8 protein-coding genes are annotated in these 17,441 nt (G+C 47.3%); all 8 read right to left on the bottom strand.

Going from position 1 to position 17,441, the window contains the following annotated elements; genetic code table 11:
- Positions 1-295: 295 nt before the first annotated feature.
- Entirely contained in the window at positions 296-1,105 is an 810-nt protein-coding gene (locus WA1_RS09135; protein ID WP_017745364.1) for a glutathione S-transferase family protein, read from the bottom strand.
- Positions 1,106-1,215: 110 nt separating this feature from the next.
- Positions 1,216-2,031 (bottom strand): carbon-nitrogen hydrolase family protein, encoded by an 816-nt coding sequence (locus WA1_RS09130; RefSeq protein WP_017745365.1) that lies wholly within the window; start codon positions 2,029-2,031, stop codon positions 1,216-1,218.
- 81 nt (positions 2,032-2,112) lie between these two features.
- Entirely contained in the window at positions 2,113-3,156 is a 1,044-nt protein-coding gene (locus WA1_RS09125) for a WD40 repeat domain-containing protein (RefSeq protein WP_017745366.1), read from the bottom strand.
- Positions 3,157-3,199: 43 nt separating this feature from the next.
- Positions 3,200-3,766, bottom strand: coding sequence for a ferric reductase-like transmembrane domain-containing protein (locus WA1_RS09120; protein ID WP_017745367.1), 567 nt, complete (start codon positions 3,764-3,766; stop codon positions 3,200-3,202).
- Between the two features lie 205 nt (positions 3,767-3,971).
- The gene (cysE, locus tag WA1_RS09115) at positions 3,972-4,685 is read right to left on the bottom strand and encodes a serine O-acetyltransferase (RefSeq protein ID WP_017745368.1); all 714 of its coding nucleotides are present in this window, start codon (positions 4,683-4,685) and stop codon (positions 3,972-3,974) included.
- A 370-nt stretch (positions 4,686-5,055) separates the two neighbouring features.
- Positions 5,056-6,738 carry a CARDB domain-containing protein gene (locus WA1_RS09110; RefSeq protein WP_017745370.1) on the bottom strand — a complete coding sequence of 561 codons (1,683 nt, stop codon included), beginning with the start codon at positions 6,736-6,738 and terminating at the stop codon, positions 5,056-5,058.
- 73 nt (positions 6,739-6,811) lie between these two features.
- On the bottom strand, positions 6,812-8,173 hold the full coding sequence (locus WA1_RS09105) for an MFS transporter (protein WP_017745371.1): 1,362 nt from the start codon (positions 8,171-8,173) through the stop codon (positions 6,812-6,814).
- A gap of 246 nt (positions 8,174-8,419) precedes the next feature.
- Entirely contained in the window at positions 8,420-17,374 is an 8,955-nt protein-coding gene (locus WA1_RS58595) for a hybrid non-ribosomal peptide synthetase/type I polyketide synthase (RefSeq protein ID WP_017745372.1), read from the bottom strand.
- Positions 17,375-17,441: the final 67 nt, after the last annotated feature.

The following is a 17,441-nucleotide window of genomic DNA, read 5'->3' as shown; positions in this document are numbered from 1 at the left end:
TCAATAATGACTGTTATGCTTGCAAGCATTGGTCTCAAGCTTATTTTTCAACAAATTTAACACGCGCTTTGTACGCAAGAACCAGAAACTTATCGAAAACATCCTTCCCTAAAAAGTTTCCCGCACAGAAGCACAGTTTCAGTGTAGATAAATCCGCTTGAGCAATGGCTGACGTTTCTGCTAGAGATTTGAAGATGTAAGATACACCGGGAAGAATGGTAATCTTCTCTGCTTTTATCACCTTCAAGGTCAAGATTTCCGGCTCAATCAGCGACCAGTATCAGGACTCAGAGCATCAAAAACCGAGAAAAATCCTTCGCAAACCAGCTATAACAATCGGTTCCATCACTTTGGGCGCAAGGTAATCTTGAATCGCTTCCTTAAAGCTAGGTCGAGCTTTGAGACGTGCGATATACGCAGCGAGCGCTGGACGTCGTCCGTTGCGCCAGAGAGTGTCAAGCTTAACCTGCTCTAGATAGTGTAGTACCGCCGTCCAGACCAAGTCAGCAAGCGAATAATTAGCTCCACAAAGCCAATCGCTTTTCCTAAGTTCGTTCTCAAGTTGGTCAAGAATTTCATTCATTCGCCCGTTTATAGCTGCTACCTGCGCCCGATCGTCAACCGTCGCGTTCCAATTCTTTACGTCTTCTAGCTTTGCTGCATATTGAGTGTGAAGATTTGGATTTTCACGCATCAGTTTGGCAACAAGGTCTTTTTTCATCCGCATTGATCGACGCGCCACAATTCCACTAAATCCTTTCAGGTTGTGGTAAATCAATTCGCGCATCGGAAAAGCGTCCTGAAGGTCGATCCATTTGGTCATCTTTTCCGTCAGCGTTTCTTCTACCGGTGTCAGTCTGTGTTCTGGGAAATTTTTGTCGAGATGGCGAACAATAATAGCTGAGTTGCACACCACTTTACCGTCATCGACTAAAGTCGGTACTACCGCCTTTGGGTTGATCCGAACGTAATCTGGCTTGAGATTTTCAAAGGTAAGTAAATTGACGATGTGGCTTTTCCACTCAATACCTTTTTCAGCCAAAGCTAGCCGCACTTTCTGGGAACATAGTGAATCGGGGAAGTGATAGAGTTCTAGGCTTGTCATAATGCTCCTAAGGGTTATGTTGCAAAAACTTTGTCAGGTTGGATAACCAATTTCAAATTGTAATTGTTGAAAGAATACGTAGAGAAGCGAAATTTCGCGTTTCTACATAGCTATGTGAATACTCGGTGTTGCAGGGAGGGCATTTGGCTGCGGACTTGTTCTAGACGAGAGGGGTTGATTTCGGCGATCGCCACTCCTGGTTTATCGTCAGCATCGGCTAAAATCACTCCCCAAGGATCGATAATCATCGCGTGTCCGTGGGTTTGGCGGCGGGCGTAGTTGAATCCGGTTTGGGCGGGAGCAATGACATAGCAGGTATTTTCAATGGCTCTCGCTTGCAGTAGCACTTGCCAGTGGTCTTTGCCAGTGAGAGCAGTAAAGGCTGCGGGAACAAATATTATATCCCCACCTTTAGATGCTATGTGTCGATATAGTTCAGGGAAGCGGACATCGTAGCAAACAGAAAGCCCTATATTACCCAGTTCTTCCGAAAAATAGACCGAAGGTAGGTGTTTGCCAGCCATAACAGTGCTGGATTCTCGATAGGTGTTGCCGTCGGAGATGTTAACATCAAATAGATGTGTCTTGTGGTAGCGGGTGAGTTCTTGACCATTGGGACTGACGAGTAAGGCAGTGTTATATACTTTTCTCGTGTTGTCTACGGTAACTGGAAAGCCACCGCCTAGGATGGTAATTTGAAAGCGCTGAGCCATTTTTTTGAGGAATTTTTCGCTCGCAGTGGCGATCGCTTCCGCTTGAGCGAGTTTGTCATTCACTTCTCCCATGAAGGAAAAGTTTTCTGGTAAACCAACCAATGTAGCACCCTGACGCACGGCAAGTTCGATTAATTCCTCTGCCTGAGCCAAGTTTTTTTGTAGATTGGGCACACTAGTCATTTGAATAGCAGCGGCTAGATAAGATTTCATAAATTCTAGGACTTACGCGTTGACAAGAAAGACAAGAAGTGAATAAGAAAAGTACGAAAAAAAACAAGCGATCGCTAGTTACTAAAATCGCAAATGCGACAGTGGCTTTAAAGGCGGTTTCGCTAGCTGCCAAATCTTGATAGTCTCATCTGCACTGCCACTAACAAGGGTATTATCTTGCGGATTGAAAGCCACAGACCAAACTGCTTTGTTATGTCCGGTGAAAGTGTCTAACAACTGCCCTGTTTTGAGATTCCACAATTTAATTGTCCGATCGTAACTACCACTAGCGAGTTGCTGCCCATTGGGGCTAAAAGCCACAGACCAAACTGCATTATTATGTCCAGTTAGGACGTGCGGCAACTGCCCCTGCGGATTCCACACCTTAATTGTTCGGTCATCACTACCACTAGCAAGTTGCTTTCCATCAGGGCTAAAAGCCAACGCTGAAACAGCCCGATTGTGTGCCGCTAAGGAGGTTTTCAATATGCCGCCAGCCAATTGCCAAATCATGATTTTTCCATCTTTAGTACTACTGGCAAGCAACTGCCCATCAGGACTAATGGCAACCGCTTTTACTGCATTTGTGTGATAAAAACTGCTCCGTACCTCTCCAGTACTAATATTCCAGACTTTGACTGTCCGATCCCAACTGCCACTTACTAAAGTCTTCCCATCTCGGCTGATAGCAACAGATTCAACATCATCAGAATGTCCAGAGAAAGTGCGGAGCAACTCCCCATTTTTTAGATTCCACAACCTAATCCGGTTGTCCCAACTACCACTAGCTAACGTTTTGCCATCTGGACTAATACTGAGTGATACAACTGCATCAGCATGTCCCTTGAAGGTATGGAGTAATTTGTCAGTTTGCAGATTCCAAATCTTAATCTTGCGATCGTAACTGCCACTGGCTAAAGTTTTACCGTCTGGGCTAATGGCGATCGCATAAATCCAAGCCGTATTTCCTCTAAGGGTGCGAGAAAGATGAGTGGTAAGTAAAGATTGAGAAGAGTACGCAAGCTGTGTTTGTGAAAGCGATTTAGACCAACTTAATCCAACAACAGCCGTCATTGTTGTTATTACTATTCCTACCCAAATTTTCCCATTAATATGCTTTAACATTATACAAAATCCTCCTTGCGTTCAGTAGTGGGGATTGCTCACCCTACTTAAATGTTTTTACTGCAAGCTGAGATAGGAATGCTTTACCCTCTTTCTTTTGCTGTTTATCCTGACTTTCAATTCCGAGTCTAAACAGGTATAAAATTATTATCCCCATAATTGCCACCAGACCAATGGGAGTTAAGTATGTCCAATGACCGGACATTTTGTCCCAAATATGCCAAGTTAAAAGAAACATGGCTAAGTAAGTAAGTTTATGCAATTGCTTCCAATTTTTCTTGAGCTTTTTTCTACTCCAATCATTAGAAGTGATAGCTAGAAGTGTAAAAATTGTAAAGGTGGCTAATCCTTGGTTATAAATCCAACTTGTCTTTAAGTCGAATAAATCTACACGTCTTTTTTGTACTAAAAGAAACCCATGTCCCAATGCAAATAAGAAAGCCAGAATACCAATGCTACGGCGATGTTTCAGTAACAATTTGAGAATACCAGTCTCTTTTGTGTGCGGAATAACAATTCTCAGAATTGTAGGTAATAAGGTGAGAATGTAGCAAACTAATGCGAGGAATCCTAGAGTTGTTTCTAGGGTTGGTGTATCTATAGTTGACATGTCAAATCTCCGACTATAACTCTGAGACTTATACCAAATCCTAAATAGGAGTTACTGAACTCAACCTATGCATTGGGAAAATCGATGTTGGTTTAACATTAGCCAACAATTGTCAAAAACTTGAAGAGATTTAAAGGCAATCGGAGAAAATTATCTTGTCAAATCCAATCGCTGTGCCAATCTCTGGGCATGAAAAACCATGTATTCATACTACGTTACGAACGTAGTTCATAGGTGTCTGTTGCAATTCACTTGCTTTGAAATTGTGCTTGTCATTGAGCAACAACACCTTCAGACGCCCAATCTCTTTTTCCAGGACTTGAATTCTATTAAATAAGGAGCAAATTATCTCGGCTTCTCGATCTGGTAACTTTTCATGGTTAAAGAAACCAATTGGCTCTCCTTTGCAACGAACAATTCGACCCGGAACCCCCACTACAGTGCAATTAGAAGGAATATCTTGCAAAACGACAGAACCTGCACCTACGCGAACGCGATCGCCAATCTGAATATTTCCCAAAACCTTTGCCCCAGCACCTACTACGACATGCTGTCCTAGGGTTGGGTGGCGTTTACCTGTTTCTTTACCAGTGCCACCAAGAGTAACTCCTTGATAAATCAAAGCGTAGTCTCCCACGATTGCAGTTTCTCCAATCACGACGCCCATGCCGTGGTCAATGAATACACGCTTGCCAATTTTCGCTCCTGGGTGAATCTCAATTCCGGTCAATAACCGACCTAGGTGGGAAATCAAGCGGGAAATCAGTAGTATCCTCTGGCAATACAGCCAGTGCGCCACCCGATGAAAAAACAGTGCCTGCAAGCCAGGGTAGCAAAACAGCACTTCCAACCAATTATGTGCGGCAGGATCCCGCTCAAAAATAATTTGGAAGTCAGCTTTTAGAGTGTTTAGTAGCATTGTTGACAAGTTAAGTTTTTTTTAGCTTTGTAAAATGGGGCTTTTTTTGTCGGAATCAAGAGTGTGCATCTGATTATTTGCAGAAACATCAAACAGCGAGTTGACTCCTGAAATAGACGTTATTGCCAAAATAGTAATTTTGATGACAAATCTAGGAGTGATTTCCATGACGGAATGTTAATTATTGCAGAGGTGCTTGCTTGGAAACTTTCACGTTAACTTCGATGAAGGGTAGGAGAACATGAGGCGGGTAACGCATCTTGTCTCTACCCTACATTGGGAATTAGGTCAAGTTCATGACCAAAGTGTTTGGAATCGCTCTCAGAAGTTCCATAAAGAAGTGACCACGCTACATAGACTTTCAGGTTCACTACACTAAGATGTTATCAAATACGTAGTTACCCACAGCTATACCTGCTGTCAAGCCGTCTTGATTGGATGAGGGCAGATGAATCCCACCGTAAAGGCGGCTGATAGAATTCTCCTGAGCAAACTCTGAAAAGCTGCCGAACGAGCGAGCAACACCAGGCAATTCTTGGGAAGGGATGCTGTAACTGATATTGTCGGTTCCATAGAAGGAAGCCAAAATTTGAGCTGCTGCTGCACCTATTGCAGAATGCGCCGCTATGTAGTCGGGAAACGGTGGGGTATCTAGCAGCGGCTGCCAATTAGTATCCTGAATTGTGTTTGGATTACCGTCAGTATCACCTTCCCGGATTCCGGTAATTGGTCGCCATTGATTGTATGTGTACTTGACATCAAACGCAACAAGACCCGCATCAGCTGTGGCGAAATTCAGCAGCGCAAACAAACGGGCGTTCTCTGCCAGTGTATTGCCCTGCTGCAAGGCCACGTCTTGCGCGATTAGGTTGTATGGCTCACCGAAGGTATCCAAGCGATCGTAAGACCAGAATTTAGCAATTTCCGTTTGCTCTGGGGTGCGGGTGATTCTGGTAACGTCTGTGTTCTCCAACCCGCCCAACAACCGGACTTGCTTAAGTTCGGCTGCGTACTGGGCACTATCCAAACTTGGAGGACCATCCACCCTGGTACCCTGTAGAACATCTTCGACGCTGGATATCGCAAAGGGAGTAATGTTGCCCCACCCCGGCAATACTGCCTCCCCAAAATTAGGGGTTGTTTCACCTCGGGTAGGAGTGGGTCGCCACACACCAGGGGCTGGTTTCTCAGTGTAAACTACAGCAACAGCTTCTGCTAAACCGTCATTTTCCCGCAATTTAAGTATTTGATTGGCAACGTCTACTCCTAAATTAAAGCCAGCGTCCTCAGCCGCGCCATCAGGGATTTCCGCCAAAGACCTAAGCCGTTGTGCCTCGAATGCAGCTGCTTCTCCTGGGTAAAGATCGATCAGTGTTTGGTACGCTGCTCCGACTACCGCAGCCTCGAGCGACGCACCTGCAGCTTTAGATGGGTCTATGTTGACAAAGTAAGAACTGTAGCTTTGGTCAATCGCATTAACAGCATCATAAATTGCTGCGTGAACTATCGCCGCATTGCGTGAGTCAAGAGCAGCATCGGCTTCGGGGTTCCCCTGTGCAAGCTTGATGTTATTAGCCTGGATGGCATTAAAAAGAGTTGAATTCCAATCGAGGACAACGTCAGTCCCAGGCGTAGAGACAAAAGCGCTGGTCACATTGTTAGTTTCATTGCTCTCAACAACGTCGTTGCCTGGGTCAACTTTGGCAAGCAGATGATAGGCTCCTGGTGACACCACACTAGGTGTACGAAACTCAGGGTCAGCAAAGTTTATGGTAAAAGTTCGGGATTCCCCCGGCGCTAAGTCAACCCTTCTGGCATTCAGATTGCCCAATAGCTCATCTGTGCCCTCCAGTTTGGGATTAAGGGTATTTAAGGGTGAATCATCCAGAACTGAGTTTGTTGATGCGTAAATGTCGAAGGTTAGAGGTCCTGTGAACGTTGTTTGACCTTGATTGGAGACAACAACTTCCACTTTCCCCTGTTCTTCAGGAAAAATTGTGGGCTCCTTAATGTTGCCGAAATCGATAACGAGGTCTGGTAAAAGTGTGTCCATGAGGTTTTGTTCCTTTTGTGAAATGAAAACTTAAAATAAAGAGGTAATTGCTTATACAAGAGAACCGGACAGATCAGTCGGTTCTAATATGAACTTTGTCAGCAGTACTTTGCTCTGCAACAGGCTTGGCAATTGCATCCGGCAGTTCATCCTCCACCCATCGCAAGCGGGGATACTGGTAGGCGGCAACTGTCGCCAGCATCGTCAGCACTCCTAAGACGATGAACAGTAAGGCAATGCCGCGCCCTTTGCCGACGCCGATGATCTGTCCAATGCTGCTTGCTAGCGGTCCGTTAATGGTCATCAGGGGCTCGAAGACTTTGTCTGCCAAAGGTCCGGCGACAAGATAAGCAAGTGGTAAAGTAGTTCCCGCAATCATTTTACTCAAAGCGAAAACCCTTCCCTGCACATCAAGCGCGACTTTTTGTTGCATTATTACTTGGCTAGAGCCGTAGATAATTGGCACACCTAAACAAACGAGGAAGATGGCGACAGTAACAAGTAGAGCTGAGGGCTTTAGCCCAGTAACCATTATGCTCAGTCCGTTTAGCAGTGTGAAGCCAAATATGCTATTGATGCGACGTTGTGGTCCTCCCCAGATGCTCATCACCAAGCTGCCGATTACCATGCCACTGCTGATGATAGAAACCACGATACCAAGGACGGCAGTTGAAACCAAGGACATAACTAACGGCGCGGCTAAGACCTCAACGGCTCCTTGGAAGAAGTTAATAGCCGCCAAGAAAATCTGCAACCCTAAAAGCCCAGGTCGGGCTATAATATAATTCCAGCCGTAAGCAATTTCGCTTAGCAGCAAGGTTTTCTTACCTGAGTTAGCAGCATTGATTTCGGGGTTGGGTAAGCGGACGCTAAGTAACGTCATCAGGGCAAAGAGGAAGGTGGCGAAGTCCACTAGGACTACGCCTTGAAGCTGAATTGTTACAACTAGCACGCCCGCCACCACTGGCGAGATTAGTTCGGAAACTGATTGTGCCATCTGGCTCAGTCCGCTGATGCGATGGAGGTGCTGCTTAGGCACCAGCAGCGTGGACATGGCGGTATAGGCTGGCCATTGGAAGGCTCTACAGACAGAGCTAACAGCCGTTGCCAGGTAGATGTGCCAGACTTCCAGTTGATCGGCAAACAGGAGCAGAGCGATCGCCAGGGTGCTGAGACCAGCCCCTAAGTCGCTAAAGAACATGACTCGCTGTCGGTTCCACCGGTCTGCGAGAGCGCCCGCTACGGGAGAAACGACGACAAGCGGTAGGGTAGTAAACAAATAAATCAGTGCGAACTGGGTAACTAACCCGGTTCTTTGGTACACCCACACACCCAATGCGAAGCTGGTGAGACTAGAGCCGATCAGGGAGACTAGTTGTCCAAACCAGATGAGAAGAAAGACTTGCATTCCTTTGGCAGCGCGTTTTTTCATCATAGCAATCCTTCAATTCATCGAGGTTCTCAAATGACTTATTGGCATTGGGTTCATTAGTCATGGCTCCAAAACTTCTACAAGTTGTAATTGTGGAGAATAGGAAGGCATCAACACCAGATCGATGCCTTATAGCACCTCTACTTGTCAAGACTTACGCACTTCATAGAGAGAAACCGGGTTTCTGGGCAGAACTTGGCAGATGAAACGACCATTTTTCGGAAAAGTCACCCGGTTTTTGCGTAAATCCTACTTGTAATTAAGTGTTTTTCCGCTAACCTGGTCGAGGTAGTTTCTCAACCGTTCTGCCAGGAACTTAACGTGGGGATTGGCGAGAATCGTGTAATGATTACCTGGGACAGTATGGATTTCTATCTGATTAGAAACAAATTTGCTCCAACCTAAGGTATGGTCGCCAAAATTATCGAAATCTTCAGAAAACATCTCGTTAGGCCGCAAGAGAATAACTCGGTTTGGATAGACCTCAGGCTTGTAGCTCCACATGGCTCTTGTGTTAGCTTTAAAAACCTGCAGAAGACGTTGAATTTGCATCAGCCCGACATCTGCTGGCAGGATATTGGCCTTCCTCGCTTGCTCCAAAACGTATTGCAATCCCTCGTCTGGTCCAAGCCCCTGGAGTTGGTCGTGAGATACTGTTAGGTCTTTGGCAAACCGACCCCCTAAATCCCTAACAAACCAACTCAGGAGTTTAGCATCATCAAGGTTTGATGTGCCAACTGGCGCTCGACTATCCAGCAAAATGAGTGCAGCAACTTCTTGATTCTGCTTATGCAGTTGCTGGGCCATCTCAAAAGCTACAATGCCTCCCATTGACCAGCCTCCCAGAAGGTACGGACCCTCAGGTTGAATGGTACGCAGTGCTTCAATATAATGAGTAGCCATATCCTTAACCTGGGTATAAGGCTCCCTTTCCCCGTTAAGACCCGGTGATTGCAGCCCGTAAAATGGTTGCTCTTGACCCAAAAGACGTGCCAAATCTACATAGCAAAGTACATTTCCACCAACTGGATGTACGCAGAAGAAAGGTGGCTTTGAACCAGCAGGCTGAATTTCTACTAAGGAAGACTGGGGTACGAAAGCCGTTTGCTGGCGTAATATACTGGCTAGACATTCTATAGTCGGTCTTTGTAAGAGCGTAGACAGTGAAAGCTCTTTTTCAAACAGCTTCTGAATCTGGGTCATCAGGCGCACGGCAAGAAGAGAATTACCTCCTTTGTCAAAGAAATTGTCCCGTACTCCCACAGGGTGTATATGTAACAAGTCTTCCCAAATCTGTGCAAGCTGAAGTTCCAGGGGATCGCTGGGCGCGACAAAAGCTTTTTCCCGTTCGGATACCACCTGCTCGGGAATTGGAAGCGCCTTCCGATCCACCTTGCCGTTGGGCGTCAGCGGCAGAGCTTCCAGGGGCACAAAAGCAGAGGGCACCATGTACTCAGGCAACTTCTCTGCTAAGAAGCTACGTAGTTCACTTACATCTGGTACCGAATCCCGATCGGGAACGACATAAGCAACTAGACGCTTGGTGCGATCGAATTCCCCCACTGCCGTTGCTACTGCATTACGCACCGCCCGGTGCTGCTCCAGAGCCGCCTCGATTTCTCCCAATTCGATGCGGTAGCCCTGAACTTTGACCTGGAAGTCCTCCCTCCCCAGAAATTCAATGTTCCCATCTGGAAGATAGCGACCAATATCTCCTGTACGGTATAAACGCTCTCCTGTTTTAGGATGATTGATAAAGTAGGCTTTGGTTTTTTCCTCATCCCGCCAGTAACCTATAGCCAGTCCAATGCCCCCGATGTAGAGACGACCTACAACCCAATTGGGACAAGGTTCCAGCGCCGAGTTGAGTACGTACAAGCGCTGGTTCACCATTGGCTTACCATAGGGAATGCTGTTCCCAGCAGAATCAACCTCTTCAATAGGATGTAGGACAGACCATATAGAGGCCTCAGTGGCACCTCCGAGACCAATTACCTGAACGCCTTCAGATAGAGCTTCGATCTGATTTGGAAGGACCACCGGGATCCAATCCCCACTCAGAAGGACTAGACGCAGTGGGCAAGGAGGCATTTTGGATCGACCACCCAAATATTCTATCAACATCTGCATCAGGGCTGGCACCGAATTCCAAATCGTGACTTTTTCCCGTACTAGCAACTCCGCCCAGTGAGCCGGGTCCCGCACAACTGAGGCATCAGGGATGATAATTGTCCCTCCCGCAGCCAGTATGCCGAAGATGTCGTAGACCGACAAGTCAAAACTTAAGGAGGACAGCGCCAGTAAACGATCCTCAGGGCCGATGCCAAAACGCTGGTTGATGTCGCAAATTGTGTTAACTGCGCCGCGATGGTCGATCATCACACCCTTGGGCAGACCTGTTGAGCCTGATGTAAAGATAACGTAAGCCAGATCCTCCGGTTTCTGAACTACCTCTAAGGGGTGATTGTCTACTTTCTCCAAGTCCTTGCTGTCTACACAAAGTCGCTGGACGCTCTCAGGCCATTCTAGGTTATCGTCGATCCAGGATTGGGTCAGTACCAGCCCGACCTCACTCTGAGCCAGAAGATACCAAAGACGCTCTTTAGGAAGTGCAGGGTCAATGGGCAGGTAGGCAGCCCCGGACTGGAGAACTCCCAATACGGCTACCACCTGCTCCCAACCTTTCTCCATAACTACCGCCACCAGTAGGTTAGGGCGAGCCCCCAACCGCCGTAGCCAGTGCGCCACCTGATTGGAGCGATAATACAACTCCTCATAAGTTAGAATTTTTTTGGAAGAAATCACGGCTGTTTGACGCGGTTGTTGGGAGACCTGCGCCGCAAATAAGGTGTGAAGCATGTCGGCTGGTACGGGAGCCGAGGTAGCGTTAATGGTCAAACGCTGTTCTTGCTGTGCAGGTGGCATCAGTTGTGGAACCGTCTCTTGCCAGACTTCTTCCTCTTCAGCCAAACGATGCAGAAGAAGACTGTAGGCGCTGAACATATCGTCTAAAAGCCCCGCAGGAAACAGTTCCTCTACAGCGTCCCAGTTACAGACGAGAGCCCCATCTTGTTCGTAAACTTCATGATCCAGCTGAACCTGTGGTGTCTGGAGGCAACTGTAGATCTCTTTACCCGACACAGGGCTATTGGGAGTTTCTTCACTGTTTGAATTCAAGTTAAGACTGCTGGCAAATACGACAGGCATCGCGGCTCTTGAAGTCCTGGTTTCAACGCGATTTAGTTCCCGCAGGACTCGAACACCACTAACATCACTGCGTTCAAGGTCAGTTAAGAGTTGGCTTTGAAGGCGCTTAGCTCGGGTTACGAAGGGGATCTCTGAGAAGTTGTCCACTTCTAGCAAGATGGTTGAGCTAAAGTTCCCTATGATGTCGTTAACCTGAGGATGCAAGGGCAGACGGTTGAAAAACAGGATGTTTAAAGTAAAATGACGAGTTTTGCTCCAAGCAGCAAGAGCCTCGCAATAGGCAGCACACAGTGCGACTGTGGGTGTCAAACCCGCTCTGATAGCTCGAGTTTTCAACTGCAGCCAAATCTTTGGTTCCAATCTCGCATTCCGGCGCACAAATTGCGGATGTGACACAGAAGCAGGATTTTTAGCTAGGGGCAACTCTGGCGCAGGAGGAAGCGTTGAGAAACGGTTCTTCCAATACTGCAAGGAGCGTTGGTACTCTTCTGAATTTTCTAAGGTATTCAATGCTAAGACATAGTCTCGGAATGACAGGTCTATAGGAGGAAGGAAAGCATCAGGATTCTGATATAATATTACAGCCTCTTGGGTCATTACCGAGTCTGCTCGACCATCTACGATCATCAAGCTGATGCTAAGATGAATCCGAACAAGTCGATCGTCTAGGCGGTGAGCTTGAATCTCGAATAAGGGCCATTGGTCAGTCGTTGGTCCTTGTTGGGACATGCGCTCACGAATAGACGCCAACTGGGATTTGACCTCTTGCGGGTCTTTGCCACGCTGGTCAAAAACCTCAATTTGATAAGTTGGCACCTGCTCTAGAATTTTTTGCTGACCGTCTGGTAGCACAATAGCCCGCAGCATCTCGTGCCGCTCAATCAACCTTTGCAAAACCTGGTTGCATCGTTCTATATCCAAATCGACAACTTCAAACTCGTAGTAGCTGTGGGCCATCACGTTACCCATCTCAAAACCCCTACTTTGCCCTAGCCAGTATGCTTGCTGAATGTCGGTTAAGGGAAAAGGGAGGTGTCGCTCCTTGGGTGCAGGTACTATTGCTGGCAACGAAAAATCGGTATCTGCGCTCGATGTCTCTTGTTTGGTCTGGGCGACAAACCGAAGTTGCTCTGGTGCCTCAGTTTGGGTAGCTTTACCATTTTTGTGATTTGCTGCTTCATCACGCGTCTGAAAAGTATCTGAAGTTATAGCACTACTAAGTACTTCCTGAGAACGCTGCTTGTCCTTTGGCAACAAGAAGCCCCCCGCTCGCATTTCCTCCACGCTCTTCTTAACAGCCCTAATAATGAAGTCTATATCTTCATCGGTATGGGCTGTGGACAGAAAAAATCTCCGTCCTTCCCAAGTGTAGACTCCATTATGAATTAGGTGATAGAAAAACAGATCCATTTCCAAGGTCGTGTACACATCAGTGACATTACCCGAAATGCTAAAACGAAACACCGACCCACAATAAACCATCTTGATGGGTACATTCTCTTGCTTAAAGTAAGCATTTAGTGTTTCAGCTAACTGTGATGTCCGCCGATTTAAATTCTGATGTAACGTAGGTCCTTGTTCTTTAAGATACTTGAGTACAGCCCAGGCGGTAGCCGTGGTCAAAGGATTCTTGTTAAAAGTTCCTCCGCAAAATATGGTTTCGGCTTCAGGAGACGAATCATCTCCATAGTTCCACGCGCCGCCGTCAATTGCGTTCATGTACGCTGCCGAACCAGCCACGACGCCAATTGGCATTCCGCCACCAACTACTTTGCCGTAGGTGGCTATGTCTGCTTCCACACCAAACCATGCCTGGGCACCGCCAGGATGGAGACGGAAACCTGTGATTACCTCGTCGAAAATTAATGCTATGCCAGCGGCTTTCGTCAATTGCCTCAACTCTTGGAGAAACTCTTTAGGCTGTATATCAGGGCGGCCACTTTGCACAGGCTCCACTAAAACAGCAGCTAGTTCTTTCTCGTGGGCTTTGATGATGTCGAGGGAACGGGGATCGCCATAAGTTAGTACCAGAGTTTCCTCGCTAACATGGGGGGACACACCATTGAGTGGTGTCGCCTGTACTTTTCCGTCTGCAGTTATAGATGGTTCGACCAAAGTACCGTCAGACTGACCATGATAAGCTCCTGCAAATTGAGCAATCTTTGTGCGCCCTGTCACTCCACGAGCCAAGCGCATTGCTGTCATCACTGCTTCTGTGCCTGTATTACAGAACGTTACTCGCTCCATGCCTGTCAGTTCACAGATTAACTGCGCTACCTCGCCTGCCAAATTCGATTGGGGACCAATTTGTATGCCTTCCTCGATCCGCTCTTCCAACGCCTCCATAATAAAGGAAGCTCGGTGACCAAACAGATGGACACCAAATCCCATTGAAATATCTATATATTCGTTGTCATCTACGTCCCAGAATTTAGAACCCATTGAACCCTTGCCAACGATGGGATAAACCATCTCTTTGGTAGAAAGACGAAATGCGGATGCAGCTCTTTTGTCTGCTAAGACAGGGTGGTACGTTTGTTTGTGTCTTTTTGACCCTTGAGTGCGCTTAGTATAACGTGCTATAAACGTCCTTAAATATTCCTGCTGAATGGGGATCAAACCGTCTTTCTGTCCCGGTGATTTTGGTTGAACAGACGAAGAAGATTTAGCGACAGGTAGATTTGAATTTGTTGGATTTGATACATAGTTAGGGGACGCAGTAGTGGTTGTTGGGGACTGTAGACGGTCGTTGCGTAAGAGTTCCAACTGTTGAGACATCAATTGAATCTGCTGCCCGATAATTCCTTCTAGCACAGTCTCAGACACCGATCGCCCATCTTGTTTGTCCACTACTTTATCTGTAGGTACGGCTACAGGTGGATGAGAAGCTGTTAGCAATTGTTGAGATAATTTGATAGCTTCCATCTCGGGCTGTTGGGAATTTACTTTAGGCTCTAATTCAGATTGAGAAAAGCTTACTGAATCCCACTCTGGGGATAGATTTTGCTCAATGTAGGTGGACAGGGTATCAATGGTTGTTAACTCTTCAAACAACTGGCGAATTTCAACCTTAACTCTAAAAGTGTTTTCAAGACTTCGAACAATGTCTAAAAGGATGATTGAATCAGCCCCCATTTCCAAAAAAGATGCATAAATATCTATTTCATCTGGAGCCAATTGCAGCCATCGCGCTATTGAAGAACGCAATATTGACTGAATGCTGTCTTTCTGTTTAGTTGTTGATATTGTGTCTCCCGATGTGATTTTAGATGCTATGTCAACCTGAGGATTAGATGTTTTTGTAACTAATTGATTTCCATTCATAGTTGCGACAGATTCAACCCAATAACGTTTGCGCTGAAAGGGATAGGTTGGCAGAGAAATCTTAAAAAGTTGGTAGTCTTGATAAAATCCCACCCAATTTACATTGGTACCTTTGATATATAAGGCACTTAAACTGTTTAAAAGCACCCACAAGTCGTCTTGGCCTTTACGCATCGAAGGCAACCAAGTACTACTGTCTGGAGGTAAGCAGTGCTTCCCCATACCCAACAAAGTAGGATGCGGACCTACCTCAATAAACAGGTTATAGCCCTGGTCAGCTAAGGTATGCATCCCAGCGGCAAACTGCACTGTTTCCCGAAGGTGTCGCCGCCAGTAAGTCTCGTCAGGAATTTCCCCAGTCGGTAGAATCTGACCAGTTAGATTCGATACCAATGGAATGCGAGGGGCGGCAAACTGCACTTGACTAGCCAGATGCTCGAATTTGTCGAGGATGGGTTCCATCAGTGGTGAATGGAAGCCGTGAGAAACTTGCAAGGGACGAGCATTAATTCCCTCAGCATGCAACTGCTTCAGCACAGCCTCTACAGTTGCTCGGTTTCCTGAAATCACGATATTATTAGGACCGTTAATAGCAGCGATGGCGATCCGCGACTTATGCGGATCTATGGCAGATACTACCCGTGCTTCATCTGCAAACACGGCAGCCATCATCCCGTCTTCAGGCAAAGCCTGTATCAGACGCCCACGCTCAGCAATGAGTTGAAGTCCATCTTCCAGACTCAACACCCCAGCCACGCAAGCAGCCACGTATTCCCCCACGCTGTGTCCCATGACGATATCGGGCACAATTCCCCAAGAGCACCACAATTCGGCAAGCGCATACTCCAAGGCAAACAGAGCTGGCTGGGTATAAACTGTTTGGCTTAACAATATTTTGGAATCATCAGATTTCTCAAAGAGAACTGACAGGAGCGGCTGTTCCAAAAAAGGTCGAAGCAGTTCGTCGCATCGCTCTAGAGCTCTACGAAACGTGGGCTGGGTATCATAGAGCTGGCGTCCCATGCTAAAGTACTGAGCACCCTGTCCGGTGAATAGAAATGCTATCTGCGGGCGCTTCCTGTCCTGCACATGACCATTCACTAGACCCACTGGCTTGTCACCGTTGGCGAAAGCACTCAGTTGCTCGGTTAGATCCTCGTTAGATTTAGCTACGATTGCCAGACGGTGAGCAAATTGCGCTCGCCCGGTATTAGCCGTGAAACAAACATCCGCTAGAGACTCTGTTGGATGGTCAGCTAAGAGTGCTTGATAACGACACGCCAGATCCAAAAGTGCCTGCTCACTTTTCGCTGACAGGGTCAGAAGGTGCAGAGGACTTTCGATTACTTGTTTGTTTTTGCTTTTGCCTTTTGCCTTTTGACTTTCTTCTGGTCCCGACTCCAGAACCACATGGGCATTGGTACCTCCGAAGCCAAAAGAACTCACACTAGCGATCGCCGTACTCGATGTCTCAGGCCAAGGCTCCAGAGTTTGTGGAACGCGCAGAAGAAGGTCTTCGAAAGGAATGTAGGGATTTGGCTTCTGGAAATGCAGGCTAGGCGGTATTTGCCGATGTTTGAGCGACAGGGCTACTTTAATCAGCCCAGCAATACCCGCTGCTGCCTCTAAGTGTCCAATATTTGTTTTGACCGAACCTACAGCACAGTGGGGTTTAAAAGAGGGGCGCTCGCTGGATAACACGGCTCCCAGCGCTTTCATCTCCATTGGGTCTCCCAGTAAGGTGCCGGTCCCGTGGGCCTCTACATATTGAACCTGACTCGGCTGGACTCCAGCTTTTCGGTAAGCTTGTCGCAGAACAGCCTCCTGCGCCCAACGATTGGGAGCCATAAGCCCATTGGTACGCCCGTCCTGGTTTACTGCACTGCCACGGATAACTGCATAAATGGGATCGCCGTCGCTCAGCGCTTGCGACAAAGGTTTAAGAACGATAACACCAGCTCCCTCACCACGAACATAGCCATTGGCTCGGGCATCAAAGGTTTTACAACGCCCATCGTTTGCCATGAACCCAGCTTTGGTGAAATTGATGGTAATCACTGGCGACAAGAGCAAATTCACGCCCCCAACTAAGGCTAGGGTAGACTCCCCTTGCCATATACTATTGCAGGCGAGGTGAACAGCGACAAGCGAGGAGGAGCAAGCGGTATCAACGGCCATGCTTGGTCCGTGGAAATTAAAAAAATAGGAGAGGCGGTTGGCTACAATAGCTTGGGTGTTGCCCGATCCCGTATAGGCATTGCCAATGGCATTCGCCTTTAAAAGAAGCTCACTGTAATCGTAGGTCGAGATTCCGACAAACACACCTGTGGACGTGTTCGCTAAGCGTTCCGGTATCTGCCCTGCGTCTTCCAGTGCTTCCCAAGCCACCTCCAGCAAAAGCCGCTGCTGGGGATCCATGCTATGGGCTTCTTGTGGGGCAATCCCGAAAAATTGGGTATCAAACTGATCCACCTGCTCCAGAAAGCCGCCCCAGCGTGTACTCATTTTGCCCGGTGTTGCTGGGTTCGGGTCGTAGAAAGCATCTATGTCCCATCGCTGGGCTGGAACTTCGCTAATGGCATCCACTCCGTCGCGCAGAAGCTGCCAGAACGTCTCTGGATTCTTGGCACGGGGAAAACGGCAACCAATCCCGATAATTGCAATGGATTCCATCTCAATCCTTCTCCTCTTTTGTTTTATTAGAGCCTTGCATAGTTACGCAAGATTGACTGCTTGTTCT

It is taken from the genome of Scytonema hofmannii PCC 7110 (assembly GCF_000346485.2).
GTDB classification, from domain to species: domain Bacteria; phylum Cyanobacteriota; class Cyanobacteriia; order Cyanobacteriales; family Nostocaceae; genus Scytonema; species Scytonema hofmannii.
The sequence above is the reverse complement of the archived record's forward strand: the minus strand, read 5'-3'. Positions and strand labels throughout refer to the sequence as shown.